Consider the following 17,705-nt stretch of genomic DNA (forward strand, 5'->3'; position numbering starts at 1 on the left):
TACCACTCTTAGGAGAAGTCGGATGAGGATACTTTTTCTGGGTGATGTCATGGGCCGCGCGGGACGCACGGCCATTCAACAACATTTGCCGCGACTGCGCGACGAATGGCGGCTGGATTTCGTTGTGGTCAATGGCGAGAACGCGTCGAACGGGATGGGCCTGACCGGCGATCACGCCAAGCTGCTGCTGGATGCCGGTGCCGATTGCCTGACATTGGGCGATCACGCGTTCGACCAGAAAGACATGTTGCAGTTCATTGATAAAGAGCCGCGCATTGTGCGCCCGGTGAATTTCGCCAAGGGTGCGCCGGGGCGGGGGCATCGCTTGTTCAACGCACCCGGAGGCCGAAAGGTGCTGGTGGCGCAGGTGCTGGGGCAGGTGTTCATGAAACGGCCCTTTGATGACCCATTCTCGGCCATTGAACCGATCCTGAAATCTCATCCACGGGGCGGGCAGGCAAACGCCATCATCGTTGATATGCACTGCGAGGCGACGTCCGAGAAGATGGCAATGGGGCACTATTGCAACAAACGCGCCAGCCTTGTAGTCGGGACGCATACCCATGTACCAACCGCGGATGCTCAGATCTTGCCGGGCGGCACGGCCTACCTGACAGATGCGGGTATGTGCGGGGATTATGACTCGGTGATCGGCATGGACAAGGTCGAACCGATGCGCCGCTTTATCACCGGTATGCCCAAAACGCGATTCACCCCGGCGAATGGTGAGGCGACGCTCAGCGGTGTGTTCGTCGAGACAGATGACCGCGACGGTCAGGCAAAATCTGTGCAAATGGTGCGCGTTGGTGGGTGTCTGCAGCAAGCCGGGCCGCAATAAGGCCATGACAGGCTTGCTCTGTCGCGCGCAATGCGTGAAACTGCCCGATGGGCGCGTAAGCCAGGCCAGGGTTCGGACAGAATACCAAGAATGCATTTCCTTCAACTGACAGAAACGGGCAGCGCGATACTGGCGCTTTTGGTTGTCGCGGGCATGTTCGTCATGTTCCTGCGCGAGGCCTATCCGACTGAGGTAGTCGCCATTGGCGGTGTCGCCATCATGCTGGTGACAGGCATTTTGCCCTATCAAAGCGCGCTGGCAGTCCTATCCAACCCCGCGCCGTGGACGATTGCGGCGATGTTCATCATCATGGGCGCTTTGGTCCGCACCGGAGCACTGGACGCGTTCACCTCGACCGCGCAAAAACAGGCGCAGGTGAATCCGCGTTTCGCCATCGGGTTGCTGATGGCCTTTGTGGTTATTGCCTCTGCGGTGGTGTCGAATACACCGGTGGTGGTCGTGATGATTCCAGTCTTCGTGCAGATTGCGCGCACATTGAATGTACCGGCTTCGAAACTGCTGATCCCGCTCAGCTACGCAGCGATTTTGGGCGGGACGCTGACCCTGATCGGAACGTCGACCAACCTGCTGGTGGATGGTGTGGCCCGGTCGCAGGGCATGACGGCCTTTACGATTTTTGAGGTTACGCCGCTGGGCATCGCGCTGGTGATCTATGGCATGGTTTACCTGCGGTTTATCGCGCCGCGCCTGCTGCCGGACCGGGACAGCATGGCTTCGATGCTCAGCGACCGCTCAAAGATGAAATTCTTCACAGAGGCCGTTATCCCTCCCGACAGTAACTTGATCGGGCGAGAGGTGACCGGGGTTCAGTTGTTCAAACGCCCCGGTGTGCGCCTGATAGACGTGATCCGGGGTGATGAATCGCTGCGGCGGAACCTGAAAGGCGTTGAACTGAAGGTCGGCGACCGTGTGGTTTTGCGGACCGAGATGACCGAGTTGCTGAGCCTGCAAAGCAACAAGGAATTGAAGCGTGTCGATCAGGTCTCGGCTGTTGAGACCAAGACGGTCGAGGTGCTGATCACTCCGGGTTGTCGAATGGTTGGGCGGACACTAGGCAATATGCGCCTGCGGCGTCGGTATGGTGTTTACGTATTGGCGGTACATCGGCGTAACCAGAATATCGGGCGCCAGTTGGATGACCTAGTAGTGCGGGTCGGGGATACGCTGCTGTTGGAGGGCGCTCCGGCGGATATTCAGAAATTGGCGGCCGATATGGATATGGTTGACGTTACGCAGCCTTCGGCGCGTGCGTTCCGGCGTAGCCATGCACCGATTGCAATTGGCTCACTTGTGGGCATCGTCGCTTTGGCCGCGTTGGGTGTGGCACCGATCCTGCTGCTGTCAGTTCTGGCGGTCGCCGTAGTGCTGCTCACCCGATGTATAGACGCGGATGAGGCGTTTTCCTTTGTCGAAGGCCGTCTGCTGGCCCTTATCTTTTCCATGCTGGCCATCGGTGCGGCGCTGGATAAATCCGGAGCCGTTTCGCTGATAGTCGAGGCGATTGCGCCCGGACTAAGCGCCTTACCGCCCTTCCTGATCATTTGGGCCGTTTACCTGCTGACTTCGGTGCTGACCGAACTGGTGTCAAACAACGCGGTTGCTGTCGTGGTGACGCCGATTGCTATCGGACTGGCGCAGGCGGTGGGGATCGACCCGCGCCCTCTGGTCGTGGCGGTAATGGTGGCAGCCTCTGCCTCGTTTGCCACACCGATCGGGTATCAGACCAACATGATGGTTTACGGTCCGGGCGGCTATCGATTTGTCGATTTCATGAAGGTCGGAATACCGCTGAACCTGACCGTTGGTCTGCTGGCGTCGCTGCTGATCCCGCTGATCTGGCCGCTGTAAGTCAGGCGCGGAATCGCCGATTTGAGGCTGTGGGTCTTGTAAATACTGATCTGGTCACGATCTTTTCACCAACGCGGAAGTGAAAGGATTGGATCATGCCATTTCCAAAACTCGGTCAGGCCATCGTCGCCTGCGCAATTGTGCTGACTGTTCTGGGCACTCAAAGCCATGCCGGAATGGTGACCGGAACCGCTACTTATCGCGAACGGATCGCCGTGCCGCCAGACGCAACGCTGTACGTCGAGCTTCAGGACGTGTCACTCGCTGACGCGCCAGCTGTACCGCTGGCCGCGAAACGCTATGCCGTGACGAGCGTGCCGACGCAGTTTGAGCTGACTTTCGACGATGCTCTGATCAAGGAAGGTCATCGCTATGTGGTGCGCGCTACCATCAATCAAGGGCAGGACCTGCTGTTTACGACTGACACCGCCTATCCGGTTTTGACCGACGGAGCGGGGAATTCCGCTGATCTGATGTTGGTGCAGGCGCAAGGGGGTGCCATGCTAGAAAACACGCAATGGACGGCCGCAGTTCTGAATGGCGCGCCAATTGAGACGGAACGCCGCCCGGAGATTTCGTTTGCCCAAGGCGGCGCTTTCTCCGGCAGCGGAGGGTGTAACCGGTTCAACGGTCAGGCAGAGATTACGGGCGCATCTATTTCATTCCCCGACAACATGGCCGCCACTCTGATGGCTTGCCCTCCGGAGTTGGAAGAGGTTGAGCGGCAGTTCTTTGCAGCGCTGCAGAACGTTACCACCTATGCGATGGAAGGTGATGCACTCGCCTTTTTGGACGCCGCTGGTGAGCCAGTCATTAAATTCGCGCGTACTCAGTAACGTAGGGCCGTCAGGCGACGGCCCTGGATCGTCCAGCATTGCGGCCTGAGAAAATGCAGCCGCCGAGAAATGAGCCTTCGAGCGCGTTATAGCCGTGATAGCCACCGCCGCCGAACCCGGCGACTTCCCCGGCCGCAAACAGGCCGGGGACGACTTGACCATCCGCGCCGATCATCTGGCTGTCCAGATTGGTTTGCAATCCACCCAGAGTCTTGCGTGTCAGTACATGCAGCTTGACCGCGATCAGTGGGCCGTTGGCCGGGTCGAGGAACTTGTGCGGTTTGGCGGTGCGGATCAGTTTGTCGCCGCGATAGTTGCGTGCCGCAAGTATGGCCGCAATCTGCGCGTCTTTGGTGAAGGGATTGTCCACCTGAGAATCTCGCGCCTCGATCTGGGCGCGCAGATGGGTTTCGTCGATCAGGCCTCCGCCCAATTGGTTCATCCCGCTGACCAGCTCAGTCAGGGTGTTGGCGACGATGAAATCCTCGCCGTGCTCCTTGAACGCCTCGACAGGTGCGGTGGCTTTTGATCCGGTCAGGACGCGCTGGAACAGTACTTCGCGCCAGCCGCCATCAGTCATATCCGGGTTCTGTTCCGATCCGGACAGAGCAAATTCCTTTTTGATCACCTTTTGGGTCAACACGAACCAGCTGTATTCATACCCGGTTTTCAGAATTTCCTGCAGTGTGCCCAGCGTGTCGAACCCTGGCATGCAGGGTGGTTTTAAGCGATTGCCGCGCGCGTCGAACCACATTGAACTGGGGCCGGGTAGGATGCGGATGCCGTGAGATGGCCAGATTGGATTCCAATTGCGTACGCCTTCGGTGTAATGCCACATCCGATCACTGTTGATCACATGTCCTCCGGCTTTTTCGCTGATGCCAATCATTCGGCCATCAACGTGGAACGGGACGCCCGCAACCATGTCCTTGGGCGGTTCGCCAAGCCGGTCGCGCGGCCAGTTCTTGCGCACCATCTCGAAGTTACCACCGATCCCGCCTGAGGTGACGATGACCGAGGGGGCATAGACTTCGAACTCGCCCACCTCATCGCGGTTGGTCTTGGCGCCATGAGGGGCAGTGTCATCGGCCAGAATCTCGCCCGAGACCCCCTTGGTGCAGCCGTTCTGCATGATGATATGGCTGACCTGATGCCGGAATTTTAACTCGATAAGCCCGGCGCTGACGTGCTCGCGCACCCGGCGGATGAAGTTCGTCAATACGCCCGGACCGGTGCCCCAAGTAATGTGAAACCGCGGTACCGAGTTGCCATGACCATCCGCATACGACCCGCCGCGCTCGGCCCATCCGACGATAGGGAACCAGCGCAAGCCCATTTCGTACAGCCAGGGACGCATCTCACCAGCGGCGAATTCTACATACGCTTCGGCCCATTTCCGAGGCCAGGCGTCCTCGTCACGATCGAACTGCGCGCTCCCCATCCAGTCGCGCAAGGCGAGCTCGTGGCTGTCTTTGATGCCCATCCGGCGCTGCTCTGGAGTATCGACCATAAACAACCCGCCGAGGCTCCAGAACGCTTGCCCGCCCAGAAAACGCTCGGGCTCCTGATCCAGAACGATCACCTTTTTACCGCGATCCCCAAGCTCGGCTGCAGCTGTCAGACCGGCCAGACCCGCGCCCACGATGATGGCGTCAGCAGTGTTGTTGGTCATGTCTTGTCCTTTCAGCGACTGCGGAGCCAGGCGATATAGGGCAAGGCCACGACATACATCATGATCCCGTAAACGGCCGAGGGCAGGGCCAACGGGCTGAATCCGCTTTCGGTTCCTGTGATCAGTGCCGCCAGCGTGATCCCCAGTGTCGAGTTCTGGATGCCGGTTTCGATTGAGATTGTCTTACTCTCACTCCACGACAGTTTCGCGGCACGTGCGATCCCTAGCCCGATCGCCAGCAGCGCGATGTTCAGGGATACCAGCCCCGCACCCATAATTCCGAGGTTGTCGACAAACAGTTGCCAGTTCCCGGCCAGCGCCGCGATAACGATCAGGACGAATAGGCCGGTCGCCAGTTTGGACAAAGGTGCGTCAATCCGTTCCGCAAATTTGGTTGCGAAATGGCGCAGGCTGACACCGATGGCTACGGGCAGGGTGGTGATCAGAAACATGGCGATGGCCAGCCCGGTAATTGACACTTCGGGCGCGTCTTCACCCATGAAATGATTGATCGACCATGCAGCCAGAACGGGAACCGTTAACATCGACAACAGGCTGATGACCGCGGTCAGGCTGACCGACAGGGCAACATCCGCTTTGGCCAGTTTGGACAGGATATTGCTGGTAACCCCACCAGGGCAAAAGCTGAGCAGCATGAACCCGACCGCGATCTCGGACGGCAAGGCGAACAGTGTGACGGTGATGAAGGCTGCGATGGGCAGCAGGACCACCTGACTCAGCGCACCGATGGCAAACGGGTAGCCGCGGCTGAGCACACGCTTGAAATCAGCAACGTGCAGCCCGACGCCCAGAGACAGCATGATAATGGCCAGCGACAGCGGCAAGCCGACATTAATAAGCAGATCCAAGAACAACTCCTCCCAAAGCCGTTCGGATCAGCCTATGCGAGGGTGGAAGATTCAGGCAACCGCTCCGTTGGGTCACTTGTAGCGTTCGACAAAGCGACGCAGGATTTCGCCCGGTTGGGTGACATCTGCCGCGTGGCAGATATCAATCAGGCGTTGCGCGTCTTCGGGTGGGAAATAGCCGAAGTCTTTGTAGATATTGATACGCTGCTCAAAGTCTTGCGCATTGGCCTCGGGATGGAACTGCGTGGCATAGACGTTCTGACCCCAGCGGATCATCTGGAACGGGCAGGGGTCCGAGGCCAGCAGGTGAACACATCCATCGGGCAGGGCTTGTACGGCTTCTTTGTGGCCGACAAATGCGTCGAACCTCTCGCCCAGTCCTGAAGTAAGCGGGTCGCGCGCGCCCTCTTCAGTCATATGGCAGGTCGAGGGGCCGACGGGTTCTCCGAACTGGTCTTTGCTGACGTCCCCACCCAAATGCGCGGCCAGAATACCAAGCCCATAGCAGCAGCCCATGAAAGGGTGATCCTGCGCAGTGATCTGCGGCATCAGGCCCATGATGGCGGCTTCGACGTGCGCGTCGATCTCGGATTTCGTCGCCGGATCGTCACTGACACAGCCGGGGCCGCCGCCGACGATTACGCCAGCGTAATCTGTCACATCCAGGGCATTTGGCAGGTCCTCGCAATCCAGCCGGATGCGGTGGGTCTGGTCCGGCGACAGGCCGGTTTTGTCCAGGATTGAGGCGTACTCGGCGTCCGACGCTTCGGTCTCGGGGCGCAATTGCAGGATCAGAAATCGTTTCATGCGATGCCCTTACCCGTCAAAGCGGCCAGAAGACAAGGATGGCCGGGACGGAAACCGCAACGATGAGGATTTCCAGCGGCAGTCCCATGCGCCAGTAGTCGCCGAAGCGATAGCCGCCCGGTCCCAGCACCAGCGTGTTGTTCTTGTGCCCGATGGGGGTCAGGAACGCGGCCGAGGCCGCAACGGCGACCGTCATCAGGAACGGATCAGGCGAGACTTCAAGCGTCCGGGCCATCTGGATGCCGACCGGCGCGGCGACGATGGCTGTGGCCGTGTTGTTCAGCACATCCGACAGGGTCATCGTGACGACCATCAGAACCGTCAGAATGGCCCAGGCTGGCAGGCCATCGGTCAGTTGCACCAGAGCGTTCGCGATCAGTTCGGTGCCGCCAGAGGTCTCCAAAGCGCTGCCCAGGGGAATCATTGATCCCAGCAGAACTACGACTGGCCATTCGATGTGATTGTAGATGTCGGCGATCGGCATGATCTTGGTCAGAACATAGGCCACCACGACCAGTCCCAGCGCGATTGGCAGGTAGATTAGCCCGACACTCGCCGCCAGCACAGCAGCAGCGAACAGGCCTATGGCCAGCCATGCCTTGTCATTGGCAGTGACGTTCAGCCCACGCTCGGCCAACGGCAGACACCCTAACCATTCAGTCACATCGGCGCTGCGGTCACGGGGACAGAGCAGCAACAGAATGTCACCCGCCTCGACCTCGGTCTTGCGGACCTGTTCGGTGATGCGGCGACCTTGGCGTGAGATGCCCATCAGCACGGTGCTCTGACGCCAGGCTAAGCCCAATCCTTGCGCGGTGCGCCCGGTTATACGGGCGCTTTCGGGGGCGACGACCTCGATCACTTCAAGTCCGTCGCCTTCAGCGGTCAGCAATTCCTGCCGCCGCGTGTCCGAGAAATCGAGGCTTAGTGCAGCACGAAACTCATCCAGAGCCTCGGGCCGAGCTTCCAGGACTAGCGCATCGCCTTCCTTAATCGTGGCATGGGCGGATCGGCCATAGCGCCGCTTGCCGTCGCGGATCAGGCCGATAATGGCGACGTCTGACTTCTCGGCTGCTTCATAGAGTTCACTGACCCGCTTGCCAATATGCGCAGAGTCCGGCGGGATGGTGAGTTCGGCGATGTATTCGGCCAGCGCTTCGGACGTTTCCTCCTGCGGGCCTCGGTTCGGGATCAAGCGCCAGCCGATCAGCGATACGAAGGCCAGCCCGGCAATCGCAGCCAATCCACCCACGGGGGCAAAGTCGAACATCTTGAAAGGTTCACCCAGCGTTTCCTGCCTAATCGAGGCGATAATGATGTTTGGCGGCGTGCCAATCAGCGTTGCCATGCCGCCCAGAATGGTGGCAAAGCTAAGCGGCATCAGGGTCAGACCCACCGATCGACCCGCTTTGCGCGCGGTCTGGATGTCCACGGGCATCAGCAGGGCCAGTGCGGCGACGTTATTCATAAAGGCAGACAGCACTGCTCCAATCCCGCCCATCAGCGCAATATGCGCGCCCAAGCCACGCGATGCGTCGACCAAGGTGCGCGTGATCAGGAATACGGCGCCAGAACGGACCAACCCGGCCGAGACCACAAGGACCAAGGCAACGATTATAGTTGCTGGATGGCCAAACCCTGCGAAGGCGTTGTCTACCGGCACGACCCCAAGTACCACCCCGATGAGCAGCGCGGAAAAAGCCACGAGATCATAGCGAAAGCGCCCCCACAGCAGCATTCCAAATACGGTGGCAAAAAGGGCAAAAAGAATAATCTGATCTGTCGTCATGCCGCCACCATACCCGCGAGGGGGCGTCTCGCAAGCCGCTCTCTTGATCCTTGGCCCTGCAAACGTCTATATGAGCGCCGAATACGCAATCACTATCACGAGGACGCACCATGGCAGGCCATTCCAAATGGGCCAACATCCAGCACCGCAAGGGACGTCAGGACGCCGCGCGGTCCAAGCTGTTTTCCAAACTTTCGAAAGAGATCACCGTCGCCGCCAAGATGGGCGACCCCGATCCCGACAAGAACCCGCGCCTGCGTCTGGCGGTGAAAGAGGCCAAGTCGAACTCGGTCCCCAAGGACGTGATCGACCGCGCCATCAAGAAGTCGGTTGCGGGCGAAGGCGACGATTACGAAGAAATCCGCTATGAAGGCTACGGCCCCAACGGGGTGGCCGTGATCGTCGAAACGATGACCGACAACCGCAATCGGACAGCCTCGACTGTGCGCTCGACCTTCTCGAAGAACGGCGGCAATCTGGGTGAGACCGGCTCCGTTGGGTTCATGTTCGACCGTAAAGGTGAGGTGATCTACCCGGCGGGCGCTGGCGATGCAGACATGATTTTCGAAGCCGCCATCGAAGCCGGGGCTGAGGATGTCGAAAGCTCGGAAGACGGTCACATCATCTGGTGTGCGGATACCGATCTGAACGACGTGTCGAACGCTCTGGAAAGCGCGCTGGGCGAGTCTGAATCGACCAAGCTGGTCTGGAAACCGACTACAACGACCGAGTTGGGTCTGGAAGATATGCAAAAGCTGATGAAGCTGGTTGATGCGCTGGAAGATGACGATGACGTGCAGCGCGTCACGACCAATTTCGAAGCGACGGATGAGGTTATGGCCCAGCTCTGATCTGCGCCATAATTCAATCGTAGAAAACCCGGCCTCTGGTCGGGTTTTTCTTTTGTGGCCTAAGAGTTCTTGGCCGGTTGGCCAGAACCCGGTAGGCTTGAAATAGAAACACTTTACCTATCGAGCCTAAATTTCACTTGAGCAGATGACGGATAGCCCAGCCAGTGCGCCAAAAAGAAACTTTCCGGTTCTAACCGGTCAGAGCATCCTGTCGCAGGTCGCGTGGACGCTTGGCAGCCCGTCGATCGTGTTGCCGTTTCTGGCGGTTTCACTGGAATTGCCCATGTTCATTGCTGGCGCGTTGGTGTCCATACGGATGCTGGGCAGCATGATCTCGGACGTTTTTCTTGCGCAGCCGATTTCGGCGCGGCAGCAGAAGAAACGCGGAATTGCCCTGACCGAGGTCGGGATTGGTGCCTGCCTCGTTTTGGCGGTGATCGTGGCTGCGACTGGAGTTGTGCCTGCGATTGCCATGGCCTTTGTTGCGGCCTTCTTCATGATCGGTCTGATCGAAGAGATTCAGTCGCTGATGTATACTGATCTGCTGGGCGATCATGTGCAATCCAAATCCCGGATGATTATGCATTACCTTCAACTCGGCGTTGGTGGGCTAGGGGCTATCGGATTGGCGCTGTTGGTGCATGAAATCACCAAGGAGAACCCGCCTTTTTCCCGCCATACCGCCGTGATCGCGGTTTCTGTGGCCTTCTTCGTTTTGTCTGGCCTGTCCATTCTGGCGCTTTCGGAAATTGCGCGCGACACCGAGGCCAAAGACACGCCGCACCCAGCAGGGAAACGGAAGTTTTCAGAGAATTTCACCGATATTGTCGCGATGTTCGACGAGGCTTGGTTTCGCCGATACATGGTCATGCGGCTGCCTTTGGTCGTGGTGTCTCTGTCGGTTCCGTTCTTCGCCTTGATCGCGGCCGAGGCACATCACGCGTCAGCCAAGGGCTTGACGGCCATGATTATCTCTTCAGCGTCGGGCTATCTGGTATCGGCACCTCTGTGGCAATTGGTGAACATGAAATCGCACCGTGCTGTGATGGTGATCGGCAACTTGATGGTTGCCGCGACCGGTGCCGTGCTCGTGACGGTGCATTTTCTTGGGGTTGATCATGCGGTGCATTTGCACGCAATTGCCCTGTTCATCGTAACCGTCGCCGTGACCGGCATCAGTGGCGCGCGGCAGTTATATTTTCTGGACGTTGCGCCAAAAGATCAAAGGGTCAAAGGGGCAGCAGCGGTTAAAAGTATCTGTCGGATCACGGCGGTGATCCTGTCAGCCGTTTTGGCGGGCGTTGCCCACATGCATGAGGTCGCCTGGGCCATTATCTTCATTGTTTTGGTCAGCCTGTTCGCCGCTGTCACCTGCTATCGCGTGGTTTTGCCAAAGTCGCAGAAGGCCGCGGCATCCTGATCCTGCGGGCTAAGCGGGAAGCAGTGCCTTTGTAGCCGTCTTTTTGACCGCGCTGGTCAGTGGTGCGAGCGCTGTGCCCAAAACGCGGCCCACCTGCCATGTGAGGGGCACGTCCAAGGGTGCATCAGGCAGCAGCGGACAAAGCCGACCATCGTCCAAAGCGCTCCGCGCCAACCCGATCGGATTCATGCCCCAACCCATTCCAGCGATGGCGGCCTCTACAAAACCTTGGGGGGACGGCAGAAAATGTGAGGGCGGAGATATCCGCCGGCGGGTTTGTTCGAACATCCATGATTTTTGAAGGCCATCCTTGCGATTGAACGTCAGGCTAGGGGCACGGGCTAGACTGTGTTCGTTCACGCCCTCGGAAAACCACTTGTCAATGAAAGCCGGACTGGCGGTCGCGATATAGCGCAAAGAGCCTAGTGCCGTGGAATCGCACCCCGCGACCAACTGCCCGCCGACAGTGATGGCAGCGCTGACCTCTCCGCGCCGCAGCCATTCTGCCGAATGATCCTGATCGTCGACCACCAAATCGAACAGCAGACCATCGACCTGCGCCATGGCGTCGATGAACCATGTTGCCAGTACATCTGCGGGCACCGCCACACGCACGCGCGCGGGACCGCTTGCCTGATCCAGCGTCAGCTCGCTTGCCAGCTTGGCTTCTAGCAGCCCGATATCCTCGGCGTGTTGGGCAATACGCAGCCCAGCCGGGGTTCCTGTACAGGGCGTGCCGCGATTGATCAGGGCTGCGCCTACACGGTCCTCCAATGCTTTGATCCGCTGCGAAATGGCCGAAGGGGTCACCGCAAGCTCTGCAGCAGCAGCTTCAAAGCTGCCGTGCCGCAGAATCGAAGACAACGCCGACAGGTGATTGGGATCAAGGATCATTAGCTAGGCTTAACTGAAGTCAGTATCTTTAATTTGATAGAGCTCCTCAATGCCTTTAGTCAACGTCTCAGAGCACAGGAGGTTACATGTCCGCACCCCTTATCGCCGGTTTCGCATTGGGCTTCAGCCTGATCCTCGCCATCGGGGCGCAGAACGCATTTGTTTTGCGTCAAGGATTGCGGCGCGAGCATGTGTTTCCCCTGTGCCTGACCTGCGCGGTCTCAGACGCCATTTTGATTGCAGCGGGTGTCGCGGGGTTTGGCGCTCTGGCCGAGGCGGCACCGTGGTTTGAAACGGTCATGCGGTATGGCGGAGCGATCTTTTTGACGTGGTACGGGTTGCGCAGCCTAAACTCAGCTTGGCGCGGAGGGGCTGTGATGGATGTTGGAAAAGGTCAGCGCGCTAGTCTGAGGTCGGTTCTGTTGACCGTGCTGGCCTTCACCTGGCTCAACCCGCATGTCTATCTGGATACGGTTGTGCTTATCGGGTCGATCTCGGCCCAATATGATGACCGAATGGCCTTTGCCATGGGCGCAATGATGTCCAGTTTCGTCTTTTTCTTTTCGCTGGGTTATGGAGCAGGGGTGCTGTCCCCAATTTTTGCCCGACCGCGTGCCTGGCAGGTTTTGGACGTTGTGATCGGAGTGGTCATGCTGGGGATTGCTCTCAAACTTGTTGCGATGTGACGGGTTGCCCCAGATGGGGTTTCGGTGTTCAACAGTTAACATGACAACTCTTGCCGTCACTTACCGTCCATTGGTGGGCATGTTCTGGATGTTTGCCGCCGGGGTGTCTTTTGTTGTCATGACCGCGCTGGTCAAGTCGCTGGGCTCAACGATGGACCCGATTCAGGCGGCTTTCATTAGGTTTGTCTTTGGTTTGGTGTTTCTGCTGCCAGCCCTGAAACTTATCCTAAAAACGCATCTGACACGGCGACACCTGACATTGTTCGGAGTGCGCGGGATTGTGCATGCCGTGGCCGTGATGCTGTGGTTTTTCTCGATGACGCAGATCCCCTTGGCCGAGGTTACAGCGATGAACTACATGACGCCTGTCTACGTGACTTTGGGCGCGGCCTTGTTTCTGGGAGAGAAGCTGGCCTTTCGCCGAATTGCCGCGATCTTTGTTGCGGTGATCGGTGTCATCATCATTCTGCGGCCCGGATTCCGCGAAGTCTCGGTAGGCCACTTGACGATGCTGGGAACATCTCTGGGGCTCGGGGCGTCTTACCTGATCGCCAAGGCGCTTGTGCGAGATCTGCCGCCTTCTGTTGTCGTGGCACATATGTCAATCTGGGTGACTATTGCCCTGATCCCCTTTGCGGTGGTCGTTTGGACTCCGCCCAGCCTTCGCGATCTAGGCGTTCTGTTTCTGGTCGCCAGCTTTGCTACGGCGGCACACTATTTCATGACGATCGCGCTGAAGGCAGCACCAGTGGCGGTCACGCAACCGGTGACCTTCCTGCAATTGATCTGGGCCACGTTGCTGGGTGCGCTGGTCTTTCACGAAAGCGTCGATGTCTGGGTTGTCGCGGGTGGTACGCTGATATTGACCGCCGTTAGTTTTATCGCCTGGCGCGAGGCAGTTTTGAATCGTGGCAACCTGACCACCCCCAGTATCGGAGCCAAGCTTTAGAAACATTCAGCGCGCCAAAATGGTTATTGATTGACGGGTCAATAAAAACCTCGTAGCGTTTTTCCACTCATTGTTGGGAGGGGACAGCTATGCCGAAACTCGGAATGGAGCCAATTCGTCGCGACGCGATCGTTCGCGCGACGATTGCCGAGCTTGGGTCGAAGAAGTCCCTCGATGTGACCGTCAGCCAGATTGCCAAGCGGGCAGGTATGTCCAGTGCGCTGGCGCATCACTATTTTGGCGGCAAAGATCAAATCTTTCTGGCTGCCATGCGGCGCATCCTGTCCGATTTCGGAGCTGAGGCGCGGGGCGAGTTGAAAGCCGCCGCTCCGCAGGAACGGGCGCAGGCCATCATCCGGGCCTGCTTTGCGCCGTCCTGCTTTACGCCCGACGTCATCGCGGCGTGGATGACGTTCTATGTTCTGGCCCAGACCAATGAGGACGCTCTGCGTCTGTGGCAGATTTATCAGGCGCGTATCCGCTCGAACTTGATCGACGCCCTGCGCCCGTTGATCAGCGATCCGGTCGAGGCGGCCGAGAACATGACTGCTCTGATCGACGGTCTTTATATCCGTGCGGCGCTCAGCGCTCCGGAAGAACCGCAACTGGCGGTAAACCACGCAATGCGTGTCCTCAACACTCTGCTCGAGGCTGAAAAATGACAAAACCGAACATTCTGATCCTGATGGTGGATCAGCTCAACGGAACCCTCTTTCCCGATGGTCCCGAAGACTGGCTGCATGCGCCAAACTTGAAGAAGCTGGCCCAGCGGTCGAGCCGGTTTGCCAATGCGTACACGGCATCGCCGCTTTGCGCGCCGGGCCGGGCCAGCTTTATGTCGGGTCAACTACCCTCACGCACCGGGGTCTATGACAACGCGGCTGAATTCAGCAGTGACATTCCTACATACGCGCACCACTTGCGCCGTGCTGGCTACTACACCTGTCTGTCGGGCAAGATGCACTTTGTCGGTCCCGACCAGTTGCATGGGTTCGAGGACCGTTTGACCACCGATATCTACCCGGCCGATTTCGGCTGGACGCCGGATTATCGAAAGCCGGGCGAGCGGATCGAGTGGTGGTACCACAACATGGGTTCGGTGACGGGAGCGGGCGTGGCCGAGATTTCCAATCAGATGGAATATGATGACGAAGTTGCCTACAACGCCAAGGCCAAGCTCTATGATCTGGCGCGTGGCAAGGATGACCGCCCTTGGTGCGTGACCGTCAGCTTCACCCACCCGCATGATCCCTATGTGGCGCGTCGTAAGTACTGGGATCTCTACGAAGATTGCGAGCATCTGCTGCCCGAGGTCTCCGACCTGGGCTACGAGAATCAAGATCCGCATTCCAAGCGCATTTTCGATGCTAATGACTGGCGTAGCTTTGACATCACCGAGGAGGATGTCCGCAAATCCCGCCGGGCATACTTCGCCAATATCTCGTATCTGGATGACAAGATCGGCGAAATTCTGGAAGTACTGGAAAGCACCCGGCAAGAGGCGATCATCATGTTCGTTTCCGATCACGGCGACATGCTGGGAGAACGTGGCCTGTGGTTCAAAATGAACTTCTACGAAGGCTCGGCGCGTGTACCGCTGATGATCTCTGCGCCGGGGATGCCTGCGGGACGGATTGATACACCGGTGTCGACCATTGACGTTACTCCGACACTTGGGGCGCTGGCCGGCGTGGATATGGCCGAGATCGCCCCATGGACAGATGGCGAAGACCTTGTGCCCTTGGCGAATGGGACGGAACGCACCGCTCCGGTCGCCATGGAATACGCTGCCGAGGCGTCTTATGCACCGCTGGTCTCGCTCCGCTATGGCAAGTGGAAATACAACCGCTGTGCGCTGGATCCCGATCAGTTGTTCGACCTTGAGGCCGACCCTCATGAACAGGTTAACCTGGCCGACGACCCCGCCCATGCCGGAACGCTGGAAACGCTGCGAGCGAAATCCGAGGCCCGTTGGGACTTGGATCAGTTCGACGCTGATGTGCGCGCCAGCCAAGCACGCCGCTGGGTGGTTTACGAGGCGTTGCGGCAAGGCGGCTACTACCCGTGGGACTACCAGCCTCTGCAAAAAGCGTCCGAGCGGTACATGCGTAATCACATGGATCTGAATGTCGTAGAGGAAAACGCCCGTTTCCCACGCGGCGAATAACCTCTTCACTCAACGAAAGTACTCCGCCGTAGACTTCTGAAATTGGCGCGGCGGATCAAGGAGTCGTAAAAAATGGAAGCAGATTTCGTCATTGTGGGTGCCGGATCCGCCGGTTGCGCGATGGCTTACCGGCTGAGCGAGGCCGGGGCCTCGGTTCTGGTAATCGAACATGGCGGCACCGATGCCGGCCCGTTCATCCAGATGCCGGCGGCGCTCAGCTATCCGATGAACATGCCGATGTACGATTGGGGCTATAAATCTGAGCCAGAACCGCATCTGAACAACCGCCGTCTGGCCTGCCCCCGTGGCAAGGTGATCGGTGGGTCGTCTTCGATCAACGGGATGGTGTACGTGCGTGGTCATGCGCGCGATTTCGATACATGGGCTGAAAAGGGGGCCGATGGTTGGTCTTACGCGGATGTGCTGCCCTACTACAAACGGATGGAAACATGGCACGATGGTGGCCATGGCGGCGATCCCGAATGGCGCGGCAAGGATGGCCCGCTGCACGTTTCGCGCGGGCCGCGTGAGAACCCGCTGTTCCAGGCATTTGTCGATGCGGGGCAGCAGGCAGGCTATGAGATTACCGGCGACTACAATGGTGAAAAGCAGGAAGGCTTCGGCCCAATGGAGCAGACCGTCTGGAAAGGGCGGCGCTGGTCGGCGGCGAATGCGTATCTGAAGCCTGCGCTGAAGCGAGAGAACTGCGATATCGTACGCGGGCTGGCATCGCGCGTGGTTATGGAAAACGGTCGCGCGACCGGAGTTGAACTTGTGCGCGGTGGGAAAAAGGAAATCATCCGAGCCCGGCGCGAGGTGGTGCTGGCCGCGTCTTCGATCAACTCGCCCAAGCTGCTGATGTTGTCGGGAGTCGGTCCCGCGGCGCATCTGGCCGAGCACGGGATTGAGGTCGTGGCCGACCGTCCCGGCGTGGGCGCGAACCTGCAGGACCATCTAGAGCTATATATCCAGCAGGCCTCGTTGCAGCCGATCACGCTCTATAAGCACTGGAACGTGTTCAGCAAAGGCTTGATCGGGGCACAGTGGCTGTTCACCAAAACCGGTTTGGGGGCGTCAAACCAGTTCGAAAGTGCGGCCTTCATCCGTTCGAACCCGGGTGTCGAATATCCCGACATCCAGTACCACTTCCTACCCATTGCCGTGCGTTACGATGGCCAAGCTGCGGCGGAAGGACATGGGTTCCAAGCGCATGTGGGGCCGATGCGGTCTCCGTCCCGCGGGGCGGTGACGCTGCGCTCGGATAAACCCGAGGACGCACCGGTTATCCGGTTCAACTACATGAGTCACGAAAAGGATTGGGAAGATTTCCGCAAATGTATCCGTCTGACCCGCGAGATTTTCGGGCAGGACGCGTTCAAACCCTATTCGGGTAAGGAAATCCAGCCGGGCGCGGATGTGCAGTCCGATGAGGAACTCAATGGTTTTATCGCCGAACATGCCGAAAGCGCCTATCACCCCTGCGGCACCTGCCGGATGGGTCGGGCTGATGACAAAAACGCGGTTGTGGACCCGGAAGGCCGTGTGATCGGTGTGGACGGGCTACGCGTGGCTGACAGTTCGATTTTCCCGCAGATTACCAACGGCAACCTGAATGCGCCATCGATCATGGTGGGTGAGAAGATGTCGGATCATCTGTTGGGCAAGGACACCTTGCCAAAGGCAAATGATCATCCATGGATTCACCCGGCATGGGCAACGGCTCAGCGATGATTTGATCCGCGTCAAAGCGGGGGGTTTGCATAGCGTATAGACCTGACTCGCAACGACATATTTCAGGAGCGAACAGGAATGTCCCACACCCCGCATGAACTGGCCGAAGAGTTTCCGGACAAAGTCGAACTTATGAGCCAGCTCAAGCAGACGGATGCGCATTTTGCCCGGCTGGCGGATGAGTATCACGAGATCAACCGCGTCGTGCATCGTGCGGAAACCAACATCGAGCCGATGGAAGATCTTGCCGAGGGCGAGATGCGCAAGAAACGCGCTGCGCTTAAGGATGAGATCTGGGCGATTTTGTCGAAAGCATAAACTCCCAGG

The 17,705-nt window shown here is 58.6% G+C and carries 16 protein-coding genes; 11 read left to right on the forward strand and 5 right to left on the reverse strand.

Going from position 1 to position 17,705, the window contains the following annotated elements; genetic code table 11:
- The first annotated feature begins 22 nt into the window (after positions 1 to 22).
- The 3 genes from ABLN94_RS04365 to ABLN94_RS04375 all read left to right on the forward strand — a co-directional run bounded on the left by ABLN94_RS04365 (position 23) and on the right by ABLN94_RS04375 (position 3,543).
- Positions 23 to 838: a TIGR00282 family metallophosphoesterase gene (locus ABLN94_RS04365; protein WP_352989604.1), complete on the forward strand. Its 816-nt coding sequence runs from the start codon at positions 23 to 25 to the stop codon at positions 836 to 838.
- A 90-nt stretch (positions 839 to 928) separates the two neighbouring features.
- Positions 929 to 2,707 (forward strand): SLC13 family permease, encoded by a 1,779-nt coding sequence (locus ABLN94_RS04370; RefSeq protein ID WP_170490050.1) that lies wholly within the window; start codon positions 929 to 931, stop codon positions 2,705 to 2,707.
- 95 nt (positions 2,708 to 2,802) lie between these two features.
- The gene (locus ABLN94_RS04375) at positions 2,803 to 3,543 is read left to right on the forward strand and encodes a YbaY family lipoprotein (RefSeq protein WP_352989607.1); all 741 of its coding nucleotides are present in this window, start codon (positions 2,803 to 2,805) and stop codon (positions 3,541 to 3,543) included.
- A gap of 10 nt (positions 3,544 to 3,553) precedes the next feature.
- Here the strand turns inward: ABLN94_RS04375 and ABLN94_RS04380 are convergent, their stop codons facing one another.
- The 4 genes from ABLN94_RS04380 to ABLN94_RS04395 all read right to left on the reverse strand — a co-directional run bounded on the left by ABLN94_RS04380 (position 3,554) and on the right by ABLN94_RS04395 (position 8,680).
- Entirely contained in the window at positions 3,554 to 5,215 is a 1,662-nt protein-coding gene (locus ABLN94_RS04380; RefSeq protein ID WP_352989610.1) for an FAD-binding dehydrogenase, read from the reverse strand.
- An 11-nt stretch (positions 5,216 to 5,226) separates the two neighbouring features.
- A complete protein-coding gene (locus tag ABLN94_RS04385) occupies positions 5,227 to 6,084 on the reverse strand; it encodes a bile acid:sodium symporter family protein (protein WP_352989613.1) in 858 nt (285 codons plus the stop codon).
- A gap of 72 nt (positions 6,085 to 6,156) precedes the next feature.
- Positions 6,157 to 6,891 (reverse strand): glutamine amidotransferase, encoded by a 735-nt coding sequence (locus ABLN94_RS04390; RefSeq protein WP_352989616.1) that lies wholly within the window; start codon positions 6,889 to 6,891, stop codon positions 6,157 to 6,159.
- A 16-nt stretch (positions 6,892 to 6,907) separates the two neighbouring features.
- Positions 6,908 to 8,680: an SLC13 family permease gene (locus tag ABLN94_RS04395; RefSeq protein ID WP_352989619.1), complete on the reverse strand. Its 1,773-nt coding sequence runs from the start codon at positions 8,678 to 8,680 to the stop codon at positions 6,908 to 6,910.
- A 110-nt stretch (positions 8,681 to 8,790) separates the two neighbouring features.
- Between ABLN94_RS04395 and ABLN94_RS04400 the strand changes: the two genes are divergently transcribed.
- On the forward strand, positions 8,791 to 9,531 hold the full coding sequence (locus tag ABLN94_RS04400) for a YebC/PmpR family DNA-binding transcriptional regulator (RefSeq protein ID WP_352989621.1): 741 nt from the start codon (positions 8,791 to 8,793) through the stop codon (positions 9,529 to 9,531).
- Between the two features lie 145 nt (positions 9,532 to 9,676).
- Positions 9,677 to 10,951 (forward strand): permease, encoded by a 1,275-nt coding sequence (locus tag ABLN94_RS04405; RefSeq protein ID WP_352989624.1) that lies wholly within the window; start codon positions 9,677 to 9,679, stop codon positions 10,949 to 10,951.
- A gap of 9 nt (positions 10,952 to 10,960) precedes the next feature.
- On the opposite strand, the gene ABLN94_RS04410 is transcribed toward ABLN94_RS04405, so the two are convergent.
- Complete coding sequence (locus ABLN94_RS04410) at positions 10,961 to 11,845, reverse strand: LysR family transcriptional regulator ArgP (protein WP_352989627.1); 885 nt, start codon at positions 11,843 to 11,845, stop codon at positions 10,961 to 10,963.
- 86 nt (positions 11,846 to 11,931) lie between these two features.
- Here ABLN94_RS04410 and ABLN94_RS04415 point away from each other — a divergent pair, with 86 nt between their 5' ends.
- From ABLN94_RS04415 to ABLN94_RS04440, 6 genes are all read left to right on the forward strand, one after another.
- Positions 11,932 to 12,531: a LysE/ArgO family amino acid transporter gene (locus tag ABLN94_RS04415; protein WP_352989630.1), complete on the forward strand. Its 600-nt coding sequence runs from the start codon at positions 11,932 to 11,934 to the stop codon at positions 12,529 to 12,531.
- A 40-nt stretch (positions 12,532 to 12,571) separates the two neighbouring features.
- Positions 12,572 to 13,480, forward strand: a complete 909-nt coding sequence (locus tag ABLN94_RS04420) for a DMT family transporter (protein ID WP_352989633.1) — start codon at positions 12,572 to 12,574, stop codon at positions 13,478 to 13,480.
- 89 nt (positions 13,481 to 13,569) lie between these two features.
- Positions 13,570 to 14,142: a choline-binding transcriptional repressor BetI gene (betI, locus tag ABLN94_RS04425; RefSeq protein WP_352989634.1), complete on the forward strand. Its 573-nt coding sequence runs from the start codon at positions 13,570 to 13,572 to the stop codon at positions 14,140 to 14,142.
- Positions 14,139 to 15,647 (forward strand): choline-sulfatase, encoded by a 1,509-nt coding sequence (gene betC / locus ABLN94_RS04430; RefSeq protein ID WP_352989637.1) that lies wholly within the window; start codon positions 14,139 to 14,141, stop codon positions 15,645 to 15,647. Before betI ends, betC begins: the two co-directional genes overlap by 4 nt.
- 72 nt (positions 15,648 to 15,719) lie before the next feature.
- Positions 15,720 to 17,378, forward strand: coding sequence for a choline dehydrogenase (gene betA, locus ABLN94_RS04435; protein ID WP_352989640.1), 1,659 nt, complete (start codon positions 15,720 to 15,722; stop codon positions 17,376 to 17,378).
- 78 nt (positions 17,379 to 17,456) lie between these two features.
- On the forward strand, positions 17,457 to 17,696 hold the full coding sequence (locus tag ABLN94_RS04440; protein WP_170490012.1) for a YdcH family protein: 240 nt from the start codon (positions 17,457 to 17,459) through the stop codon (positions 17,694 to 17,696).
- Positions 17,697 to 17,705 lie beyond the last annotated feature (9 nt).

The sequence above is a fragment of the Ruegeria sp. SCP11 genome, assembly GCF_040329455.1.
Lineage (GTDB): Bacteria > Pseudomonadota > Alphaproteobacteria > Rhodobacterales > Rhodobacteraceae > Ruegeria > Ruegeria atlantica_E.

Coding starts and splice junctions, on each gene's coding strand:
- ABLN94_RS04365 (WP_352989604.1), top strand. CDS start 23: ATGAGGATACTTTTTCTGGGTGATGTCATGGGCCGCGCGGGACGCACG.
- ABLN94_RS04370 (WP_170490050.1), top strand. CDS start 929: ATGCATTTCCTTCAACTGACAGAAACGGGCAGCGCGATACTGGCGCTT.
- ABLN94_RS04375 (WP_352989607.1), top strand. CDS start 2,803: ATGCCATTTCCAAAACTCGGTCAGGCCATCGTCGCCTGCGCAATTGTG.
- ABLN94_RS04380 (WP_352989610.1), bottom strand. CDS start 5,215: ATGACCAACAACACTGCTGACGCCATCATCGTGGGCGCGGGTCTGGCC.
- ABLN94_RS04390 (WP_352989616.1), bottom strand. CDS start 6,891: ATGAAACGATTTCTGATCCTGCAATTGCGCCCCGAGACCGAAGCGTCG.
- ABLN94_RS04395 (WP_352989619.1), bottom strand. CDS start 8,680: ATGACGACAGATCAGATTATTCTTTTTGCCCTTTTTGCCACCGTATTT.
- ABLN94_RS04400 (WP_352989621.1), top strand. CDS start 8,791: ATGGCAGGCCATTCCAAATGGGCCAACATCCAGCACCGCAAGGGACGT.
- ABLN94_RS04405 (WP_352989624.1), top strand. CDS start 9,677: ATGACGGATAGCCCAGCCAGTGCGCCAAAAAGAAACTTTCCGGTTCTA.
- ABLN94_RS04410 (WP_352989627.1), bottom strand. CDS start 11,845: ATGATCCTTGATCCCAATCACCTGTCGGCGTTGTCTTCGATTCTGCGG.
- ABLN94_RS04415 (WP_352989630.1), top strand. CDS start 11,932: ATGTCCGCACCCCTTATCGCCGGTTTCGCATTGGGCTTCAGCCTGATC.
- ABLN94_RS04420 (WP_352989633.1), top strand. CDS start 12,572: ATGACAACTCTTGCCGTCACTTACCGTCCATTGGTGGGCATGTTCTGG.
- betI (WP_352989634.1), top strand. CDS start 13,570: ATGCCGAAACTCGGAATGGAGCCAATTCGTCGCGACGCGATCGTTCGC.
- betC (WP_352989637.1), top strand. CDS start 14,139: ATGACAAAACCGAACATTCTGATCCTGATGGTGGATCAGCTCAACGGA.
- betA (WP_352989640.1), top strand. CDS start 15,720: ATGGAAGCAGATTTCGTCATTGTGGGTGCCGGATCCGCCGGTTGCGCG.
- ABLN94_RS04440 (WP_170490012.1), top strand. CDS start 17,457: ATGTCCCACACCCCGCATGAACTGGCCGAAGAGTTTCCGGACAAAGTC.